Origin of the sequence: Pseudomonas lactucae, from assembly GCF_016937615.1 — a bacterium.
GTDB classification, from domain to species: Bacteria; Pseudomonadota; Gammaproteobacteria; order Pseudomonadales; family Pseudomonadaceae; genus Aquipseudomonas; species Aquipseudomonas lactucae.
In genome coordinates this window covers 26,603-42,528 of sequence record NZ_JAFHKI010000046.1, presented here as the reverse complement: position 1 = coordinate 42,528, position 15,926 = coordinate 26,603, and the positions used below count along the sequence as shown (strand labels likewise).

Sequence of the window (15,926 nt, the reverse complement as noted above, 5' to 3'; positions counted from 1 at the left end):
CCCGATAGCAGTGTGTCAGCTAGCAAATTTTTGACTGATCCACCGCTATCGGGGGCAAGCCCCCTCCCACATTTTGATCTTCATTTATTTTGAGATGTTCACAAGGCCGGGCTTCAAGCCGAACACCTCGACCCCTTGAGCCGTCGATTGGCCTGTCGTCACTTTCACCCGCTCCACCGGCTTATCCATCGCCTCGCGATACTCCACCGTCATGTCCGCCTGGATCGCTTGGCTCGGCACGACGATCGCCTGTGCATTGTTGTAGGTGACGATGGTCAGCCGCGCGCTCATTCCCAAGCGCACTCGCTGCAACTGCTGGGGCGTAAGCTTGGGAATCGACAGGGTCACCGGAAACTGCGCGCTGCCCTGGCTGTCGCTGGCCACCGCCAACCCACTGACCACACTGACCGAACCGGTCAGCCGTTCGCCATCAAAACCATCCCCCATGACTTCCACCGCCTGGCCCTGATGCAACTGGTTGATGTCCAGTTCCGAGACTTTGGCGACGATTTTCAACCGTTCGATATTCGCCAGGCCAAACAGCACCTGGCCCTGGCTGACCTTGCCGCCGGCCTGGATGGGGGCGTTGTTGTCGTTGCCGCCCTGAGAGGAATGATTACCGGGCGCGGGCACCACGATGCCGGAGAATGGCGCCTTGATTTCCTGGCCTTCGAGCAACCTGCGCAGAGCCTCGTATTTCACCGTGGCGTTGGTCAGTTCCATGTCGGCGATCTGGCGGTATTCACCCTTGCCTTGGTCGAGGGCCTGTTGCAGTTCACTGCGTGCCGCCACCAAGTCCAACTGTTGCTGTTGGGCCTGTTGCTTGAGGTCGTCCAGTTCATTGCGCGGGATGATGCCGCGCTTGAACAGGTTGTCGCTTTCGGTGAGCTTGCGCTGGGTGTTGCCGGCGCTCATTTCGGCGGTGCGCAGGCTGCGGCGTGCGCGGCTGACGGCGGGGCTGCTGTCCCAGTCCTGCATCTCTTGCACGGCGCGCCGTGCCTTGAGCTGGGCGGAGAGGGCGTCGCGCAGTTGCACTTCAAGAGTGGCGGGGTCCATGCGCAGCAGCACCTGGCCGGCTTCGACCCGTTGCCCTTGCTCGACCAGGTTGGCCTGCACATTGCCGTCGAAGGGGGCGGTGAGGGTGAGGGTGGTGTCGGGCTCGATCTTGCCCACCAGGCCGATCTGGTGCACCAGCGCATCGGGTTGCACCGCCAGCCATTGCTCGGCTGTTGCTGCCGGGCCTTCAGCGGGGCTGCGCAGGGCCAGCCCGGCGCCGGCCACCAGCAGGATCAACACAGCGCCCAGCAGGCGTTTTCGATTAGTAGTCATTGAGGGCGATTTCCCAACTTTCCAGCGTCATGCCCAGGGTCAGGTCGAGCTGGGTCTGGGCGTTCAGGTAAGCGATCAGCGCGTTGAGCTGCGCGTTTTCGGCGTTGCGCAGGTCGGTCTCGAAACTCAGCACCTGGAAGTTGGTGGAGCGTCCGGCGCTGAGTTTTTCCCGTTCGATCTCGATCTTGCGCCGCGACAACTCCACTGCGCGCTGGGAGATCTCATACTGGCGCCAGCGCGTGCCGAGGTCGCGCACCACGTCATTGACGCTGCGTTCCAGCGCCTGGCGGGCATCGGTGATGCGGATCTGCTGATCCTCTACATTCACCCGCGCACGCACTTCGGCCTGGCGCGTGCCGATGTCGCCGATGGGGATTTGCACCTGCACGCCGGCGTAGCTGTCCCAGGTGCGATTGTTGCTGCTGCCGGCGTCGTTAGTGTAGTTGTCACGTATCTGGTTCGCGCCGGCGACGAGGTCGACTTGCCAGCGCCCGGAGTCTTTGGCGATCACCAGGTTGAGGTCGGCCTGTTGGCTGCCGAGCAGGGCGGCGAGGTATTCCGGTTGCTGGGTTTGCGCCAGGTTGAAGGCCTGGCGCTGGTCGATCTGCATGGGCTTGGCTTCCAGGGCTTCGGTGGCGCGAATCGGCGTGGACAAGTCCAGGGCCAGCAGGCGCAGCAGGGCCAGGCGGTTGGTGTCCAGTTGGTTCTGCGCTTCCTCCACGCCCAGTTGTTGGGTGGCGATGTCGGCTTCGGTCTGCACGATTTCGAACTCGGCCATGCGCCCGGCGCTGATCAGGGCCTTGTTCACATCGAGCAAGGTGTTGGAACGCTGGAGGGCGTCCTGCACGATGCTCAGTTGCTCCTGGGCGCGCAGCAACTCGCGGTAGGTGGCGATGATCTGGCTGATGGTCTGGGCCACGGTGGCCTTGAGGTTCAAGCGGTTGGCCTGTTCCGACAGGCGCGACAGGCGCAGCGGTGCAGTGGTGGCGTCCCAGCCGGCGCCGCGCAGCAGGGGCTGGATAATTGCCAGGTCGAGGCCGTCGCTGCGGTAACGGCCGGCGCGGTCGGCGTTGTTCAACTGTTGGGTCCAGGCCATGCTCAGGCGCGTGCCGTACTCGCCGAGCAGGCTGCTGGACGGTGCCAGGTTGGCGTTGCGTGCACTGTCCTGGGAGCCGCGTGTGCCGCGGTAATAGCTGTTGAGGGTCAGTTTGGGGTTGAACACATCTTCGGCGACACGCAGGTCGAACTTCTGCGCCACCCGTTGCAGGTACGCACTGCGGATCGCCGGGTTGTTGCGCAGGCCCAGGTACACCGCATCGCCCAGGGTCAGGCTGGTGACCTGGACGTTCAGCGATACGCTGCGCGTGGTGCTCGGCGCCGACGGCCGGATGACTATGTCGGCCGCCATGCCGGGCAGGCTGACCAGCGTCAGCAATACCAGCCATTTATTCATCGCGCAGGGCCTCCACCGGTTGCAGGCGCGAGGCCGAGACTGCGGGTAGATGCCAAAGAACAGACCCACCAACAAGGTACTGCCCACTCCCAGGGGCAGGGCGGCGACGGCCAGGTCGAACGTCCAGCCTGACAGCCAGGCATAGAGCCAGGCGGCGGTCATGCCGAGCACCGCGCCGCACAGCGCGCCGACAGCGGTAAGGGTCACGGCTTCGATCAGGAACAGGTTACGGATATCCCGCCGGCGCGCGCCCAGGGCCATGCGGATGCCGATCTCGCGCCGGCGCTCCGAGACGTTCATCAGCATCACGTTCATCACCCCTACACCGCCGCCCACCAGGGAGATCGCGCCCAGGGCCAGCAGCAAATAGGCGAAGGTGCGACTTTGCCGGGTCATGCCGTCGATCATTTGCTGGGGCAGCTGGATGTCGACATCGTGATCGGTGAGTTGGCGTTGCAAGGCACCGGCGGCGGCTTTGGCAAGGCGCTCCATGTCCTGGCCTGGCGCGGCGCGGATGATCACATTGCTGATCTGCGGCGTGGCGTAGATGCGGCGCATGCCTTCGGCGGGAATGAACAGCGATTCGTTGGCCTGCACCGGCATCAGCATCGCCCGTGGCTGACTGCGCAGGATGCCCACGATCAGGAACAGGTAGTCGTTGATGCGCACGCGGTCGCCCAATTGCACGGGATCGCCCGGCGTGCCGAGGGCCTGGGCGATCTGATCACCGATCACGCCATAGGTGTCGTTGGCGTCGAAGCTCGACAGGAAGCGCCCCTGTTGCATAACCAGGCGCATCGCCGGCGCAATGCCCGGCGTGCTGCCGACAACATTGGCATTGACGCTGCGGCCATGGAACACGATGGGCCCGCTGAACAGCGTCAGCGCGCCGATATGCGCGATGCCGGGCACCGCCTGGCGCACCGCTTGCAGGTCGAGCTGGGTGCGCATCGGCAGGTTGGCGCCGCCCTTGGGCGGGAACTGGACGACCAGGGTGTCGGTGCCCATGTCCTTGAAAATCGCCGCGGCATCCACCGCCGCGTTATGCCCGATATTGATCAGCGCCACCACCGAGGAACTGCCGATCACAATGCCGAGCAGCGCCAGGACCGAGCGCTTGCCCAAAGTGCGCAGGCTGATTAAGGCTTCATGCAGCAGTTGGCTCAGGCTTTGTTCGACCCGCGGGCTCATGGGCGCTGCGCCTCGTGCACCACGCCATTGCGCACCAGGATCTTGCGCGCCAGGCGTTCGGCGATGTGCGGGTCGTGGGTGACGATGATCAACGTGACTTGCTGCTCGCGGTTCAGCGCCAGCAGCAGGTCCATGATGTCCTGGGCGGTCGTGCTGTCGAGGTTGCCGGTAGGTTCGTCGGCCAGGATCACCGAAGGGTTGCCGACCAGGGCGCGGGCAATCGCCACGCGTTGGCGCTGGCCGCCGGAGAGGTCGGCGGGACGATGGTGGGCGCGCTCGGCCAGGCCCACCTGTTCGAGCATGCGCAAGGCCCGCTCCACCGACTCATGACGCGACACGCCGCGATAACTCAAGGGCAGGGCGACGTTATCCAGGGCGCTCAGACGCGGCAGCAGGTTGAAGCTCTGGAATACGAAACCGATCTGCTGGTTGCGAATGGCGGCCAGTTCATCGGGGCTGGCGTTGAAAATATCGTGGCCGGCGAAGTGGTATTGGCCGTCGTTGGGCAGGTCCAGCAGACCGAGGATATTGAGCAGGGTACTTTTGCCGGAACCGGAGGCGCCGAGAATACCGCAGCTGTCACCACTGGCGATGGACAGGCACACGTCATTGAGAATGGTCAGTTCTTGCCCGGCGAGCCGATAGTGCTTGCCGATGCCTTGCAGGGAGATCAAGCCTGGGTATGCGCGGGTATCGGTCATCATGACTACGCCTGCAGTCTCGACGTTGCCCTTATGCACCCGGTAAAGCCTTGTAACAAGTTCGGGAGCTGTCTGGTACGCGTCTCGGACTGGTTTTATTTCTTGTTTTTAAAATATTGTTTGAATACTAACCGCGTTATCGGCGCTCCGCCAGCCATGGATGTAGAGCGTTTTTACCCTTTGAAATGATTTTGCCGGGCAGGTGAACGTGCGCTCGAACACCTCCAGTTGACGGCTGAGACGCCCGTATGTCGAGGCTTTCGCTCATATGGCGGAGTGTCACTACTTGCTTTAACCGAGCCGCCCCGGTATAAAAAATCAAATTATTTTTTAAAACAATATTTCCGCCGTGGAACCCTTATGGTCGCAAAGAAACTCAGCGCTCCAAACGTTACCAAGACTCGCTTGCTGGATGCGACAGAGGCCCTTTTCATCAAATATGGGTACGACGCCGTGCTGTTGCGGCAGATTACCGAGCGCGCCCAAGTCAACCTGGCCGCTGTGAACTACCACTTCGGGGACAAGGATTCCCTGATGAAAACCCTGCTGATGCAGCGCCTGGAGCCGCTCAACGAGCAGCGCCTGGAACTGCTCGCGCGTTGCGAAGCCGAAGCCGACGGCCCGCTGGATTGCGACACGTTGTTGGGCGTGCTGTTCGCCCCGGCCATGGGCCTGGAACGCAGCGACCCGGCAAGTGGGGAGGGGCGTTCATTCATCCGTTTTCTCGGCCGCGTGTACAGCGACACCTCGCCGTTTATCCAGGAATACCTGAAGGTGCATTACCAGCCGGTGTTCCAGCGCTTCTTCGAAGCTTTCGCCCTGGCCTTGCCGGACCTGCCACGCAATGAGCTGGGCGTGCGCCTGCAATTTGCCCTCAAGGCGATTTCCGGGGTGATGGCCGGCACCGAACTGCGCCTGCTCATGAACTCCATGAGCCTCGGCCGCCCGGCCACGGATGCCGAGGTCATGGCCAAGCTGATTACCCTGGTGTCGGCGGCGATTCGCGTGCCGCAGCAGAGCCCCGAAGCGCAAACCGCGTTGGCCAAGGTGCTTGATACCCAGCGGGCTATTCGTGAGCAAACCGTGGCACCCACCGCCAAGGCGTCGCGCTAACTCGAATCCAAGGCAAAAAAAAGCCCGCTGGGGCGGCGGGCTTGATATGCAACATTTGTAACGGATGAGGCTTCACCTTACGGTTGAGGATGTGAATAAAGCGTGAAAAAAATGTAAGAGGGAATGTGTAATTAATCGAAATACGTGCCGAAGCCACCCATCCGTCGATACCATTCGTCGCCACTGTCATTTCTAACAGCTAGACGCTCCTCCTGTTCAGGCATGTGATTTCCCTGTTCGGCATCCCGGCCGAGTCACCCTGTCAGGAGCCCTTCTCATGGCCTCAGTTCCCGTTTTTCCTGGTTTAGATCCTGTTCCCTCGAACGCTGACGATCTTTCGCCCCCTTACCTGAACCATGCAGTGCTCAATGTTCTGGGGGCAGAAGTCGGTGGCGGTATTCGTCATATTGAAAATTTCATGTACGTCAACATTCCGCGATGGAGCCTTGTGGAGCCGTTCGATAGTTTTGAGTTTTATATGCGAGGTCAGCTTTTTTCAGCCGCCGACGTGCACCCAGGCCAGGAGGACCAACCTCACTATGAGCTGGCAATCGCTCAAGAGCGAGTACCCGAAGGCTTTTCATTTCCGTGCTACAGCCAGGTCATACGTGCAGCTTCAGGCGCGAAAGAGCGCTCGCCTGACATGACCTGGTTCATCAAGAGCAATCGCCCGGGCGGTTCGGACATGGGCCATGACTCATTTCATCCGGCGCTTAAATTCAGTTTGCCGGCGGATCTGGCCGCGCCCGGCGCGGTGCTTGTTCCTGATCGGGCCAGTGAGGGCGCGTGGTGCACGATCGAGCCGTACCCCAACATGCGCGTGCGTGACACCGTCGAGTTTTTCTGGGATGGGCAGCGGGTCACTCTGCAATTGGATGATGACCATGTCAGCGGCGCCAAACCGATTGAAGTGTTTGTACCTGGGCACATTATTTTAGACAGCGCCAGTGGCATCATCACTATTCGGTTCAGCCTGGAGGATGAGGTGCTCAACCGGTCAGGTCCGGACCGGCGTTTTTCGCAAGCGTTTCACCTGGAAAGCGATCTCGACCCCAGCCTGCTGGACCGCAGGCCTTATTTTCGGGTGGCTGGAAAGGACGCGTTTGAGGTCAATTTTGATACGCAGGGCGCCGGGCCCTTTGACGTCGAAGTCGTGGCGCCTTCCAGACTTCCAAATGATACAGCGACGCCTGTCGGCAGTTGGATCGTCGTGACGCTGAACGGCATTCGCGCGGATGGCACATCGTTGAGTCGTTCACTGCCCCCGGTTGAAGCGAGAATCGGTCGCTCCGTCTTCATTGACGTCGACGCTGCGATTATCAAGGAGCTCATCAACGGTACGCTGAGAGTGTCCTATGAATTGCAATTTCCTAAGGGTACCCCGCTGGCGACCTCACAGCGTGTGGCCGTGACGATTTTTGGCACGGTGACGCAGATGCCTGCCGTCGAGATCGTGCAGAACGAAGGCGGCCAGATCAACCCTGAGGCCCCGTTCATCACCGTCAAATTTCCCGATTACGTGCCTTATGGCCGCGACTACAACGTGACACTGCGCCTGGAAGTGGTGTTATCCAACGGTTCGGTGGTGTCGTTCGAGCAGACCCGCTTGGCCGGCAACCCTCCGCCGCAGCCGCGCACGATACTGCGCGAAGATTTCGCACGCTTTATTGGTCTGGGTCGGGTCCGGGTCTTCTACAAGGTCGATGATGGCATCATCGAGGTCACGGATGTCGGCACTTTGACAGTGCGTGATTCCGAGTCGCTGTATGTCAGCTTCGGTGAGCAGGTGCCCCAATTGCCACGCCCTGAAATAGAGGGTGTGGATGAAAATGACAATATCGATCCTGACGAGCTCCTTGAAACGGTGGCCGTGACGTTGCCTTATGCCCTGACCAAGTACGGGGATCAGATAACCTGGATCTGGACGGGGACGGGCGGCGCCGATGGCAGTGATCGCGATTCGTTCATGATCAATGGCGCGACGGAGGGTAAGCCGCTGGTGTTTGATGTGCCAAGGGCACTGGTCGCAAACAACCGCGATGGCGAAATTCGCTTGCGTTATTACCTGGAGCGCGAAAACGAAGACACGCGGTACTCCCACGAATTGGTGGTGAGCGTGGGCAAGGCCTTGGGCGATTTTGAGGTGCCTGAAGTCATTGGCGCCACGAAAAGCCCTGATCAACTGATGCCGGAAGTGGTGACCGACGGCGCGACCATTCGGGTGACGTTCCCTGAAATGCTCCCCACTGACCGAGTCAGGGCCGAGTGGCGGGGGCTGGCGGGTATCGGCACCTGGGAGGATACCCAGAACGGCAGTGCCAGCAAGGTGCTTGACTTCAACGTCCCAAAAGAAGTGGTCGGTGCAAACATTCTTCCGGCAGGACGCGACATAGAAGTGCAGTACTTTCTGATTCGTGGGCGGGAAACTGACTCGCCGGTATTGAGGCTGCGGTTGCTGACCCTCACCACCAAGCCCATGCCCTTGATCGATGGTATCGGTGATGTCCCGGTCCTTGAACTGTTTAATCTGCTCAACACTGCCCGTACCCGCACAGCCCCCTGGCTGTTCAGTCATCGGGAGCAACGGGTCTGGATGGAGTACAGTGGGATTCGGGCCGGTGGGGCGCCGTTCATCGACACGACGTACAGTGCAAATCGCCTGGGTGAAGTGGATGAAGTGGCCGGACTCTCGCCGCCGGCGCCGGTGGACAAGCTCAAAGACTTGCGGGATGACTCGATATTGACGATCACCGTCAAGACGTCGTTTGACCGCAGCCAACATGAAGCCAATGCCGTGACCATGAACGTCAAGCAATACCGCATCCAGGCATTACCCGGTACCTTGCCGCATCCGACCCTTGAGGGGGCCGATGGAACAGGCCCGGCCGTGTCGGTCAACCCGTTGAACATCGAGCATAATCGGGTTGTTAACGTGTCTTACAGTCCGATGAGCCCGCTCGACAAAATCACCCTGGAGTGGATCCATCACGATGGCGCCATTCCCTATATTCCGCCCAAAGACGGTCTGGACGGCGGAACAGTAGCGTTCCTTATCGATATGAACATCCTGGCTCGTAGCGTGAACAGTCAAGTGCAGTTGCGGTATTCGATTGTGCGAGGCGGGCACACCATCGAATCATATATTCAGACGGTGAACGTTGGAACGATCTCACTCGATCAACTGCCGGCCCCTACACTCAACGGTCTTGCCGAAGGCTTGCTCGACCTTACCCAGTTCACCGGGGACGCGCTGGCAGCTGTGAAAAAGTGGCCACTGAGTGCGGCGGGTACCTATGCGCAAAGGGTCTGGCTGATGTGTACGAGCCCGACGGCGGAGCCTTTGTATGTATTGCGTAATCATGTACTGACGGCAACCCAGCAGGCGAATGGCTTGAGCAATGTTGCGGTGGCGCGGGCATGGCTACTCGGTTTGAAATATGGCGCCGAAGTGACTGTAACCTGCAAAGTTACATATGACGGCAGTGAGTTGGAGTCGAAGGCCATTGTCTTTCCGATGGCACGCTTTTCGGTGAAACAAGGCCTTCTGGATATTACAACCTTTACGAATAATGACATGAATGGTTGGGTCAGCTTCTGGGACAATGCGCGTGTAGTATTGGACGCCGGTAATTACTACTGGCGGTCAACGGCAACACATGGCACAGGTGTGTCCCTCTCAAAAAGTTATGTTTCACTACATGGCGGTATGTGTGTCATTTCTTTTAAATGCAGGGTGAGCAGTCTTTACGATACCGCGAATCGACGGACCAGTATCAATATTAGTGCTGGTTCGTTAACCGTTGATAAAGAACCGCGGGTTGCCAACGCTTGGGAGGAAATGGAAGTGTCGCTAGGTTCTTTGCCGGCAGGATCTTTTGACGTGCGCGTTCTCTTTAAAAACATAAGCAATAATAGAACTTACGAACTCGATGATATCAGGCTCGCGCTCTCTTCATAACGGAGTTTAAAAATGTCGACCTCCCGATTTAGCTTGTGAGGTCGACATTCAGCGGTAAATTACTTACTCGCATCTTTGTGACTGTTCGTTAAACTCCTGGCCTGCTGGGCAACTGAAAATATATTTAAGGAATATGTTGTGGACTGGACTCCATACGCACTTGTAATAGTTGCCCACTATCACTGTGCTTCTAAAAAAGCCCTCTTTCACACATTTATCAGACTGTGTTGAGATCGGAGGATGCGAGCACGCAGTAATCAATAGGGTAATCCCCAAGCCCAATAGCCGTTTAGAAAGGTGGTTTTTCTTATTGGTCATACAATTAATGTTCATGTGGGACTCCTGGTTAGTGATTGCCCACGTATTAGCGCTCCCCTTTATTAGATTGTCTACTGTCAAAAGTAACAGGTCGAATTTCAGGTGGCTAAGGTCAGTTTGCGTGAAGTGTTCTACATCGCCGCCGTTTGTCGGCGCTGTCATTTCTAACAGCTAGACGTCCTTACCGTGCAGGCGTTTGATTCCGTTGTCAGGGCGTCTCTTCTGACGTGCCTATTTCAAGGAGCATTCCCTATGTCCGGCGATATAAATGTACCTGTCTGTACCCTGAATAACCTCCGGGCAGAACTGGACAAACCTTACATCAACGGGGCAATCCGTAGCGTGGTGGGGGCCGACATCGGGGCCGGTATTGACCAGATAAAAAATGGGCTCTATGTGATTTTCGAGCGCTGGGCAGCGTTGAGCGTCGGCGATATTTATGAGTTCTACATGGGCGATGTTGCGCCCATTGCCGACGGCGAAGTGCTACTGACGCAATTGGAGCAACCTCGTTTTTATCTGTTTATCCCTGCGGATCAGATCCCGCTGGGGTTTACCCGGCCTTGTTATGGAGTGGTCCGGAGAGCCGGTGGAGGTGATGTCGACAAGTCAGTCGAGCAGACCTGGTTTATCAGGGCCGAGCGTCCAGGGGGTATTGATACAGACCCCGGGGTGCCCTATCACCCGTTGCTCAAGTTCAGCCTTCCATTGGATTTGCAGGGGCCCGACGCTGAGCTGGACCCGGCACGTGCCAACCAGGGCGTTGTCTGCACCATCAAGCCGTACCCGAATATGCGCATTCGCGACACCGTTGTTCTTGAGTGGAATGAGGAGGCGTCGACCGTTGAGCTAACGCTGGACGACGATCACTTGGCGGGAAACAAACTGATTGAGGTTTTCGTGCCGCCGGACATCATCCTGCAGGCGGGAAGTGGGCTTCTGGCAATTCGCTTTCGTGTGATTGATGAAGTACGCAATGGGTCTGGTCCCCTCTACCCTTGGTCGCAAACGACTCATCTCAAGAGCAGTCTGGACCCCTCGTTGCTGGATCGCCCCTTCTTCCTGATTGGCAAAGATGAATACACGAATGTCGACCTTGATACTCAAGGCGACGGCCCCTTCTGGGTAGAGTTTGTACCGCCCAGGCAACTTCCGGATGGTTCGCTGACACCTAGCGATAGTCGTGCCATCGTAACGTTTTCATCGACACGTGAGCTGCCCCCTGTCGACATTCTTATTGACCGCTCGGTGTTCGTTTCTGTCGACCCGGCTTATGTCAAAGAACTGCTCAATAGCTCTACAAGCATCACGTATAGGCTTGAGTTCCCTTTGGGTAACGTTATTGCGCATTCCCGGCAACTGACGATCACCGTATCCGGCACGGCATTCAACCTGCCCCCTGTGCACATTGTGCAATCACAGGGCGGTGTGATCGATGATCAGGAACCGTTCATTACCGTGGAGTTCCCCGTCTTCTCACCTTACGATGCCGGTTATAACGTCATATTGGTCATCGAACATACAACGGGGCAGGTTGAACCCTTCGTGCAGTCCCGTCTTGCTGGCCCGCCGCCACCGCCGACGCGTTTTCGTACCGTGACCCAGGAGGAGTTCCGGCCTTTTGTCGGCCTGGTCGGTGTAGAGGCGTATTACCGGGTAGATGATGGCCAGCCCGGCGTTCCCGAATCGTCAGCGATACGCGAGTCCGACCATTTGCCGGTGCAATTTGGCACCGCTATTCGGGATCTGCCTATGCCGTTGATCGCAATGACCGATGCGCGCGACAATCTTGACCCTGATGTACTGGTCGGTTCGGCGACAGTCACCTTGCCCTACGTCTTCACTGAGATTAATGACAAAGTCACATGGAGCTGGATAGGCTCCTCCGGAAGCAGCGGCAGCACGGGCAGCGCAATCACCCTCAATAGCGGGACGGTGGGGCGGCCTTTGGAGTTCGATGTCGACAGGATGTATGTGGTTAACAACCTCAACGGTGAAATTCGGTTGAGCTATATCCTGGAACGTGCAGCCAGCCGGACGTTGCGTTCCGAAGTGCTACGCGTCACGGTCGGGCCTGGTCTGGGCGAGCTGTTCAGGCCAGAAGTACGGGAAGCTTCGCGGGAACCGGACGAACTCGCACCGGAAGCGGCGGTGGCGGGGGCGACTGTGGTGGTCAGTTACCTGCAAATGCGTCCGACCGATCAGATTCGAGCTCACTGGAAAGGCTTGCCGGGCATAGGCACTTATATAGATACAAAAAATGGCACCGGTCAGGGGAGTGTTGAGTTTCTCGTGCCGGCTGAAACGGTGGGCGTCAATATCCATCGTCTCGGCCGTGCTATTTCGGTGCAATACCATGTGCTGCGTGGAGGCCGGGAGACCCCGTCGCAGTTATTGTCACTCCAGTTATTGCCCATTCGGCAGCTACCGACCCCCATTCTGGAAAAGGCCGGAGAACATCAGGTATTGGAGTTGTTCAAGCTCGACGGTCTGGAACGTACGCGCATGATCACATGGCCTTTCGCTCATGCCGCGCAGTACATGTGGTTGGAATACATGGGCACCTTCAATGATGAGTCGGCCTATTTCGAGGCGCGTTATGACGGCAACAGAGTAGGGGATGAAGTCGTCAGCCAGGGTGTTTCCGTAGCGGCGCCCGTGGACAAGATATTGGATTTGCTCGATGGCTCCGAGTTGACCATTAACTTCCGGGCCAACTTCGGGCGTAACCCGGACAGAGACTCCGCTGTGGTATTTGGTGGACGTAATTACTTGATACAGGCTTTGCCGCAAAAGTTGCCGTATCCCACCGTGGTCAACGCTGTGGGCTCTGATTCGCTGGTAACCCTTAACCCGCTGAATGCACTCGCGGGTGGTGAAGTTATCGTCGCCTACACCCCGATGTCGACGCAGCATCAAATCAGATTGGTACTGAAGGGGATCGGCGACGCTGGCTCATTCACAATGCCTCTGCCGGGAGAGGCTGACGGCAGTGTGGCCTTTGCCGTACCTGCTAGTGTGATTGCCGCCAATCTCGGAAATGGTATTGGCCGATTTACTGTCCAGTATTTTGTCACTACAGCCGGTGCAGACGGCATTCCGTCCGGAGTGGTGACCGTGATGCTGACCGTCTTGCCGGCTGCCCACCGTCCACCCGTGGTCATCAAGCAGGCCGACGCTGTTACCAAAGTTTTGGACCTGAGTGAAGTGATCAATGGAGGCACGGTGCGTGCTTCTATTTGGCCATTTATTGCTCCCTTCCAACCGGTCTACTTGAAACTGGAAGGTACCCGGACTGACGGGCAGCCCCACCACTATCAAGTATGGTTCCTTGAACGCGACGTTGTGACGCAACAGTGGGTGACTAACGGCTTCTTTGAGGCCGCTGTGCCCGCAAGCTACTTCAAGGACCTCAAGCATGGCAGCAATTTGACCACAGTGTTCAGGGTCTGCCTGGCTACCATCCCGGACTTTGATCGCGAGGTCATCGATTTTCAGCGTGAAACCTACCTGATTTCCGATGTGACGGAACGTCCATTGATCGAGTCTGCATGGGACGACGACGGAAATCGGATCCTCGACAATGGCTATACCGTAGCGATTGCAGTGACACTCAAGGGCACGGCAGCCGCTGGCCTGGATGTGGATGTTTACGATGGCGCGGTGCGCAAGGATACGGTCGAGGCCGGAACGGACGGGCGCTGGCAATTGAGGGTGACCGGTCTGTCTCAGGGCGAGCGGCGTTTTACAGCGCGTGCCCTGTATGGCGATCGGCCAATCTCGCCGATCTATAAGTTGACGATCCTTAACAGTGTGAGGCCTACCCTTGCGGTATTCGATTCACGCGGCGAAGTACTCAATAATGGATCGACGCTTGAGACTCAGGTGAGCCTCAGAGGTAACGCAACGCCTCGGTTGCAAGTGCAACTCTACGAGGATGGAGCCCCATCGACAGTATTACCTGTAACTACGACGGGCGCATGGTCGTTTATCAGAAGCAACCTGGCGCAGCGCAGATACTCTTTCAAGGTCCGGGCGCTGTACGACGATCTGGAATCCACAACGCGCTCCTTTACGGTAGACCGTACCGTGCCGTTCAACTTCCACACCTCCACGGTCGTGCGTAATCAACGTTTGTACCTGTGGCGCGATCTGAATACCAACCCTGCTTACCGTCCCCATAGCAGCGTGGATACCTTCCAGTATCAAGCCAGTGGCGGCCGCCAGCCCTATACCTATACATCCAGCAATACGGCCTGCGCTGTGGTGGACGCCAATGGTGTAGTGGTGATTCGTAATAACGGCAGTGCTTACATCAGTTGTCGTGATGCTGTGGGGACAACACTGAGTTATCTCGTGCAGGTGAGTAATGTGGTGTTCTTCCGAGACTACGGCACAGGGGGCGGCTACAAGGCGTGCCTGTTTCAGGCGTATCAGCGGGGCGGTAGGTTACCCAACGTGGATGAGCTCAGAGGGATTTACGCCCAGCATGGCGGACAACGCTGGCAAGGACAGGCGCATAATTATTTCTGGTCGAGCACGAGTTCCGGATTTTTCTTCAGGTCGGGTAAACACATGATTCACGGCGGCGAAGCCAGCCTGGGGGAATTGGGTAACCGATTGACGCTGGTAGTGTTCTGATTCGGCGACGCCTCGGGGACACGCGCACGGACTGCGTGTTCCTGAGGTCGGCGCTGGCGTAGCACTCACTAAGGAAAACCGTGAGTGCCTGTTTTATCTGCCCTCAAATCCTCCAGCGCTTCACACTTTTTGCCAGCCGGCCTCGCATGGCGTCCACGTTGCTCGCCAATTGCAACGTCAACAAGCGATACCCATCCACGGCACTATGAGCCTGAGCGTCCAAGGTGGGCTCAATGGCAGGTGTGTTGCCCAGCCGCTCCAACCGCTCCGTCCCCCCCGTTTTCAACGCCCGCGCCATCCCCACCAGTTGCACCCGAATCTGCCGATGCTCGGCCTTCAACATCACCTGCATGCGCGCCATCGCCTGCGCATCGCGCGGGTCCGGCCGGGTATTGCCAAGAATCTCCAGGGTACTGATGCACAGGCGCAGGTGTCGTTGGATCGCGTCCAGCTCGGTCATGGAGATCCGCACTTCCTTGGACACCGACGGCATCAGCGAGCGCAGTTGCACCATCGCGGTATTCAGCCGGTTGAGCAGCTTGAGGTGTTCATCGTCGGTGACCGACTGGCCGCTGATGATCCGGCCGTAGATCGCCGCGCAGTCACGCAGGGCGCTGGCCAGGTTGTAGCGCCACGAATACACGGCGTAGAGCGGCAGGGCGAAGGAAAACGCCAGGGCCAGCACGATGCCGATCAGGATATCCACGGTGCGCCACAAGCCATCCGAGATCGGATTGTCACCGTGGCCAGCGACGATAAACACCGTGATCGCCGACAGCAGCGCGATGTAGCCGCCCTTGCCGATGGCGTGATAGGAAAAGAACCCGCACACCACCGACATCAACAAATAGGTCAGCAGAGGCAGGCCGAAGTAGGCCTGCTGCACCACCAGCAACAAACCGACGCTGGCGCCGATCAAGGTGCCGTAGGCGCGCTCCACGGCCTTTTTGCCGATATTGCCATGGTGCTGCAAGCCGCCGATGACGATCAGCATGGTCACCGATGCCCATTCGCCGTGGGGCAGGTTGATGCCCGTGGTCAGCAGGATCGTCGCCAGCAAACCGATGGACACGCGCACGGCGTGGATCAGCTTGGCATGGCGATAGCGGCGGTATGGGTCGAGCAGCGGGCGCAACAGGCGCCGGGCGAAGAGTGGCAGGTTCATCAGTACTAAAGTGACCTCGGTTCAGGAGATGTACACAATCCAAATGTGGGAGGCATT

8 protein-coding genes and 1 pseudogene are annotated in these 15,926 nt (G+C 58.4%); 3 read left to right on the top strand and 6 right to left on the bottom strand.

Translation table 11 applies throughout. The features are described from left to right. Nucleotides 1-84: 84 nt before the first annotated feature. The 4 genes and pseudogenes from JWR98_RS09235 to JWR98_RS09220 all read right to left on the bottom strand — a co-directional run bounded on the left by JWR98_RS09235 (nt 85) and on the right by JWR98_RS09220 (nt 4,677). Entirely contained in the window at nt 85-1,329 is a 1,245-nt protein-coding gene (locus tag JWR98_RS09235) for an efflux RND transporter periplasmic adaptor subunit (RefSeq protein ID WP_078733722.1), read from the bottom strand. Next, a complete protein-coding gene (locus JWR98_RS09230) occupies nt 1,319-2,782 on the bottom strand; it encodes a TolC family protein (RefSeq protein WP_205489817.1) in 1,464 nt (487 codons plus the stop codon). The genes JWR98_RS09235 and JWR98_RS09230 overlap by 11 nt, the downstream gene beginning before the upstream one ends. Next, a pseudogene (locus tag JWR98_RS09225) lies at nt 2,775-3,973 on the bottom strand (ABC transporter permease). Before JWR98_RS09225 ends, JWR98_RS09230 begins: the two are co-directional and overlap by 8 nt. After that, on the bottom strand, nt 3,970-4,677 hold the full coding sequence (locus tag JWR98_RS09220; protein ID WP_078733719.1) for an ABC transporter ATP-binding protein: 708 nt from the start codon (nt 4,675-4,677) through the stop codon (nt 3,970-3,972). Before JWR98_RS09220 ends, JWR98_RS09225 begins: the two are co-directional and overlap by 4 nt. Before the next feature lie 357 nt (nt 4,678-5,034). On the opposite strand from JWR98_RS09220, the gene JWR98_RS09215 reads away from it, so the two are divergent. Together JWR98_RS09215 and JWR98_RS09210 are read left to right on the top strand one after the other, a co-directional pair. Beyond that, a complete protein-coding gene (locus JWR98_RS09215; RefSeq protein ID WP_078733718.1) occupies nt 5,035-5,787 on the top strand; it encodes a TetR/AcrR family transcriptional regulator in 753 nt (250 codons plus the stop codon). Nucleotides 5,788-6,064: 277 nt separating this feature from the next. After that, nucleotides 6,065-9,745, top strand: a complete 3,681-nt coding sequence (locus JWR98_RS09210; protein WP_205489815.1) for a hypothetical protein — start codon at nt 6,065-6,067, stop codon at nt 9,743-9,745. 63 nt (nt 9,746-9,808) lie between these two features. Here the strand turns inward: JWR98_RS09210 and JWR98_RS30145 are convergent, their stop codons facing one another. Next, the gene (locus JWR98_RS30145) at nt 9,809-10,063 is read right to left on the bottom strand and encodes a chitin-binding domain-containing protein (protein WP_425273173.1); all 255 of its coding nucleotides are present in this window, start codon (nt 10,061-10,063) and stop codon (nt 9,809-9,811) included. 252 nt (nt 10,064-10,315) lie between these two features. Between JWR98_RS30145 and JWR98_RS29735 the strand changes: the two genes are divergently transcribed. After that, the gene (locus tag JWR98_RS29735) at nt 10,316-14,704 is read left to right on the top strand and encodes an Ig-like domain-containing protein (protein WP_263974319.1); all 4,389 of its coding nucleotides are present in this window, start codon (nt 10,316-10,318) and stop codon (nt 14,702-14,704) included. Between the two features lie 103 nt (nt 14,705-14,807). On the opposite strand, the gene JWR98_RS09200 is transcribed toward JWR98_RS29735, so the two are convergent. Beyond that, nucleotides 14,808-15,869 carry an FUSC family protein gene (locus tag JWR98_RS09200; protein WP_078733713.1) on the bottom strand — a complete coding sequence of 354 codons (1,062 nt, stop codon included), beginning with the start codon at nt 15,867-15,869 and terminating at the stop codon, nt 14,808-14,810. Between the last annotated feature and the right edge of the window lie 57 nt (nt 15,870-15,926).

Excerpts from the sequence above, each read along its gene's own strand:
- JWR98_RS09230 (WP_205489817.1), bottom strand. The coding sequence starts at position 2,782 with ATGAATAAATGGCTGGTATTGCTGACGCTGGTCAGCCTGCCCGGCATG.
- JWR98_RS30145 (WP_425273173.1), bottom strand. The coding sequence starts at position 10,063 with ATGACCAATAAGAAAAACCACCTTTCTAAACGGCTATTGGGCTTGGGG.
- JWR98_RS09200 (WP_078733713.1), bottom strand. The coding sequence starts at position 15,869 with ATGAACCTGCCACTCTTCGCCCGGCGCCTGTTGCGCCCGCTGCTCGAC.
- JWR98_RS09210 (WP_205489815.1), top strand. The coding sequence starts at position 6,065 with ATGGCCTCAGTTCCCGTTTTTCCTGGTTTAGATCCTGTTCCCTCGAAC.
- JWR98_RS09220 (WP_078733719.1), bottom strand. The coding sequence starts at position 4,677 with ATGATGACCGATACCCGCGCATACCCAGGCTTGATCTCCCTGCAAGGC.
- JWR98_RS09235 (WP_078733722.1), bottom strand. The coding sequence starts at position 1,329 with ATGACTACTAATCGAAAACGCCTGCTGGGCGCTGTGTTGATCCTGCTG.
- JWR98_RS29735 (WP_263974319.1), top strand. The coding sequence starts at position 10,316 with ATGTCCGGCGATATAAATGTACCTGTCTGTACCCTGAATAACCTCCGG.
- JWR98_RS09215 (WP_078733718.1), top strand. The coding sequence starts at position 5,035 with ATGGTCGCAAAGAAACTCAGCGCTCCAAACGTTACCAAGACTCGCTTG.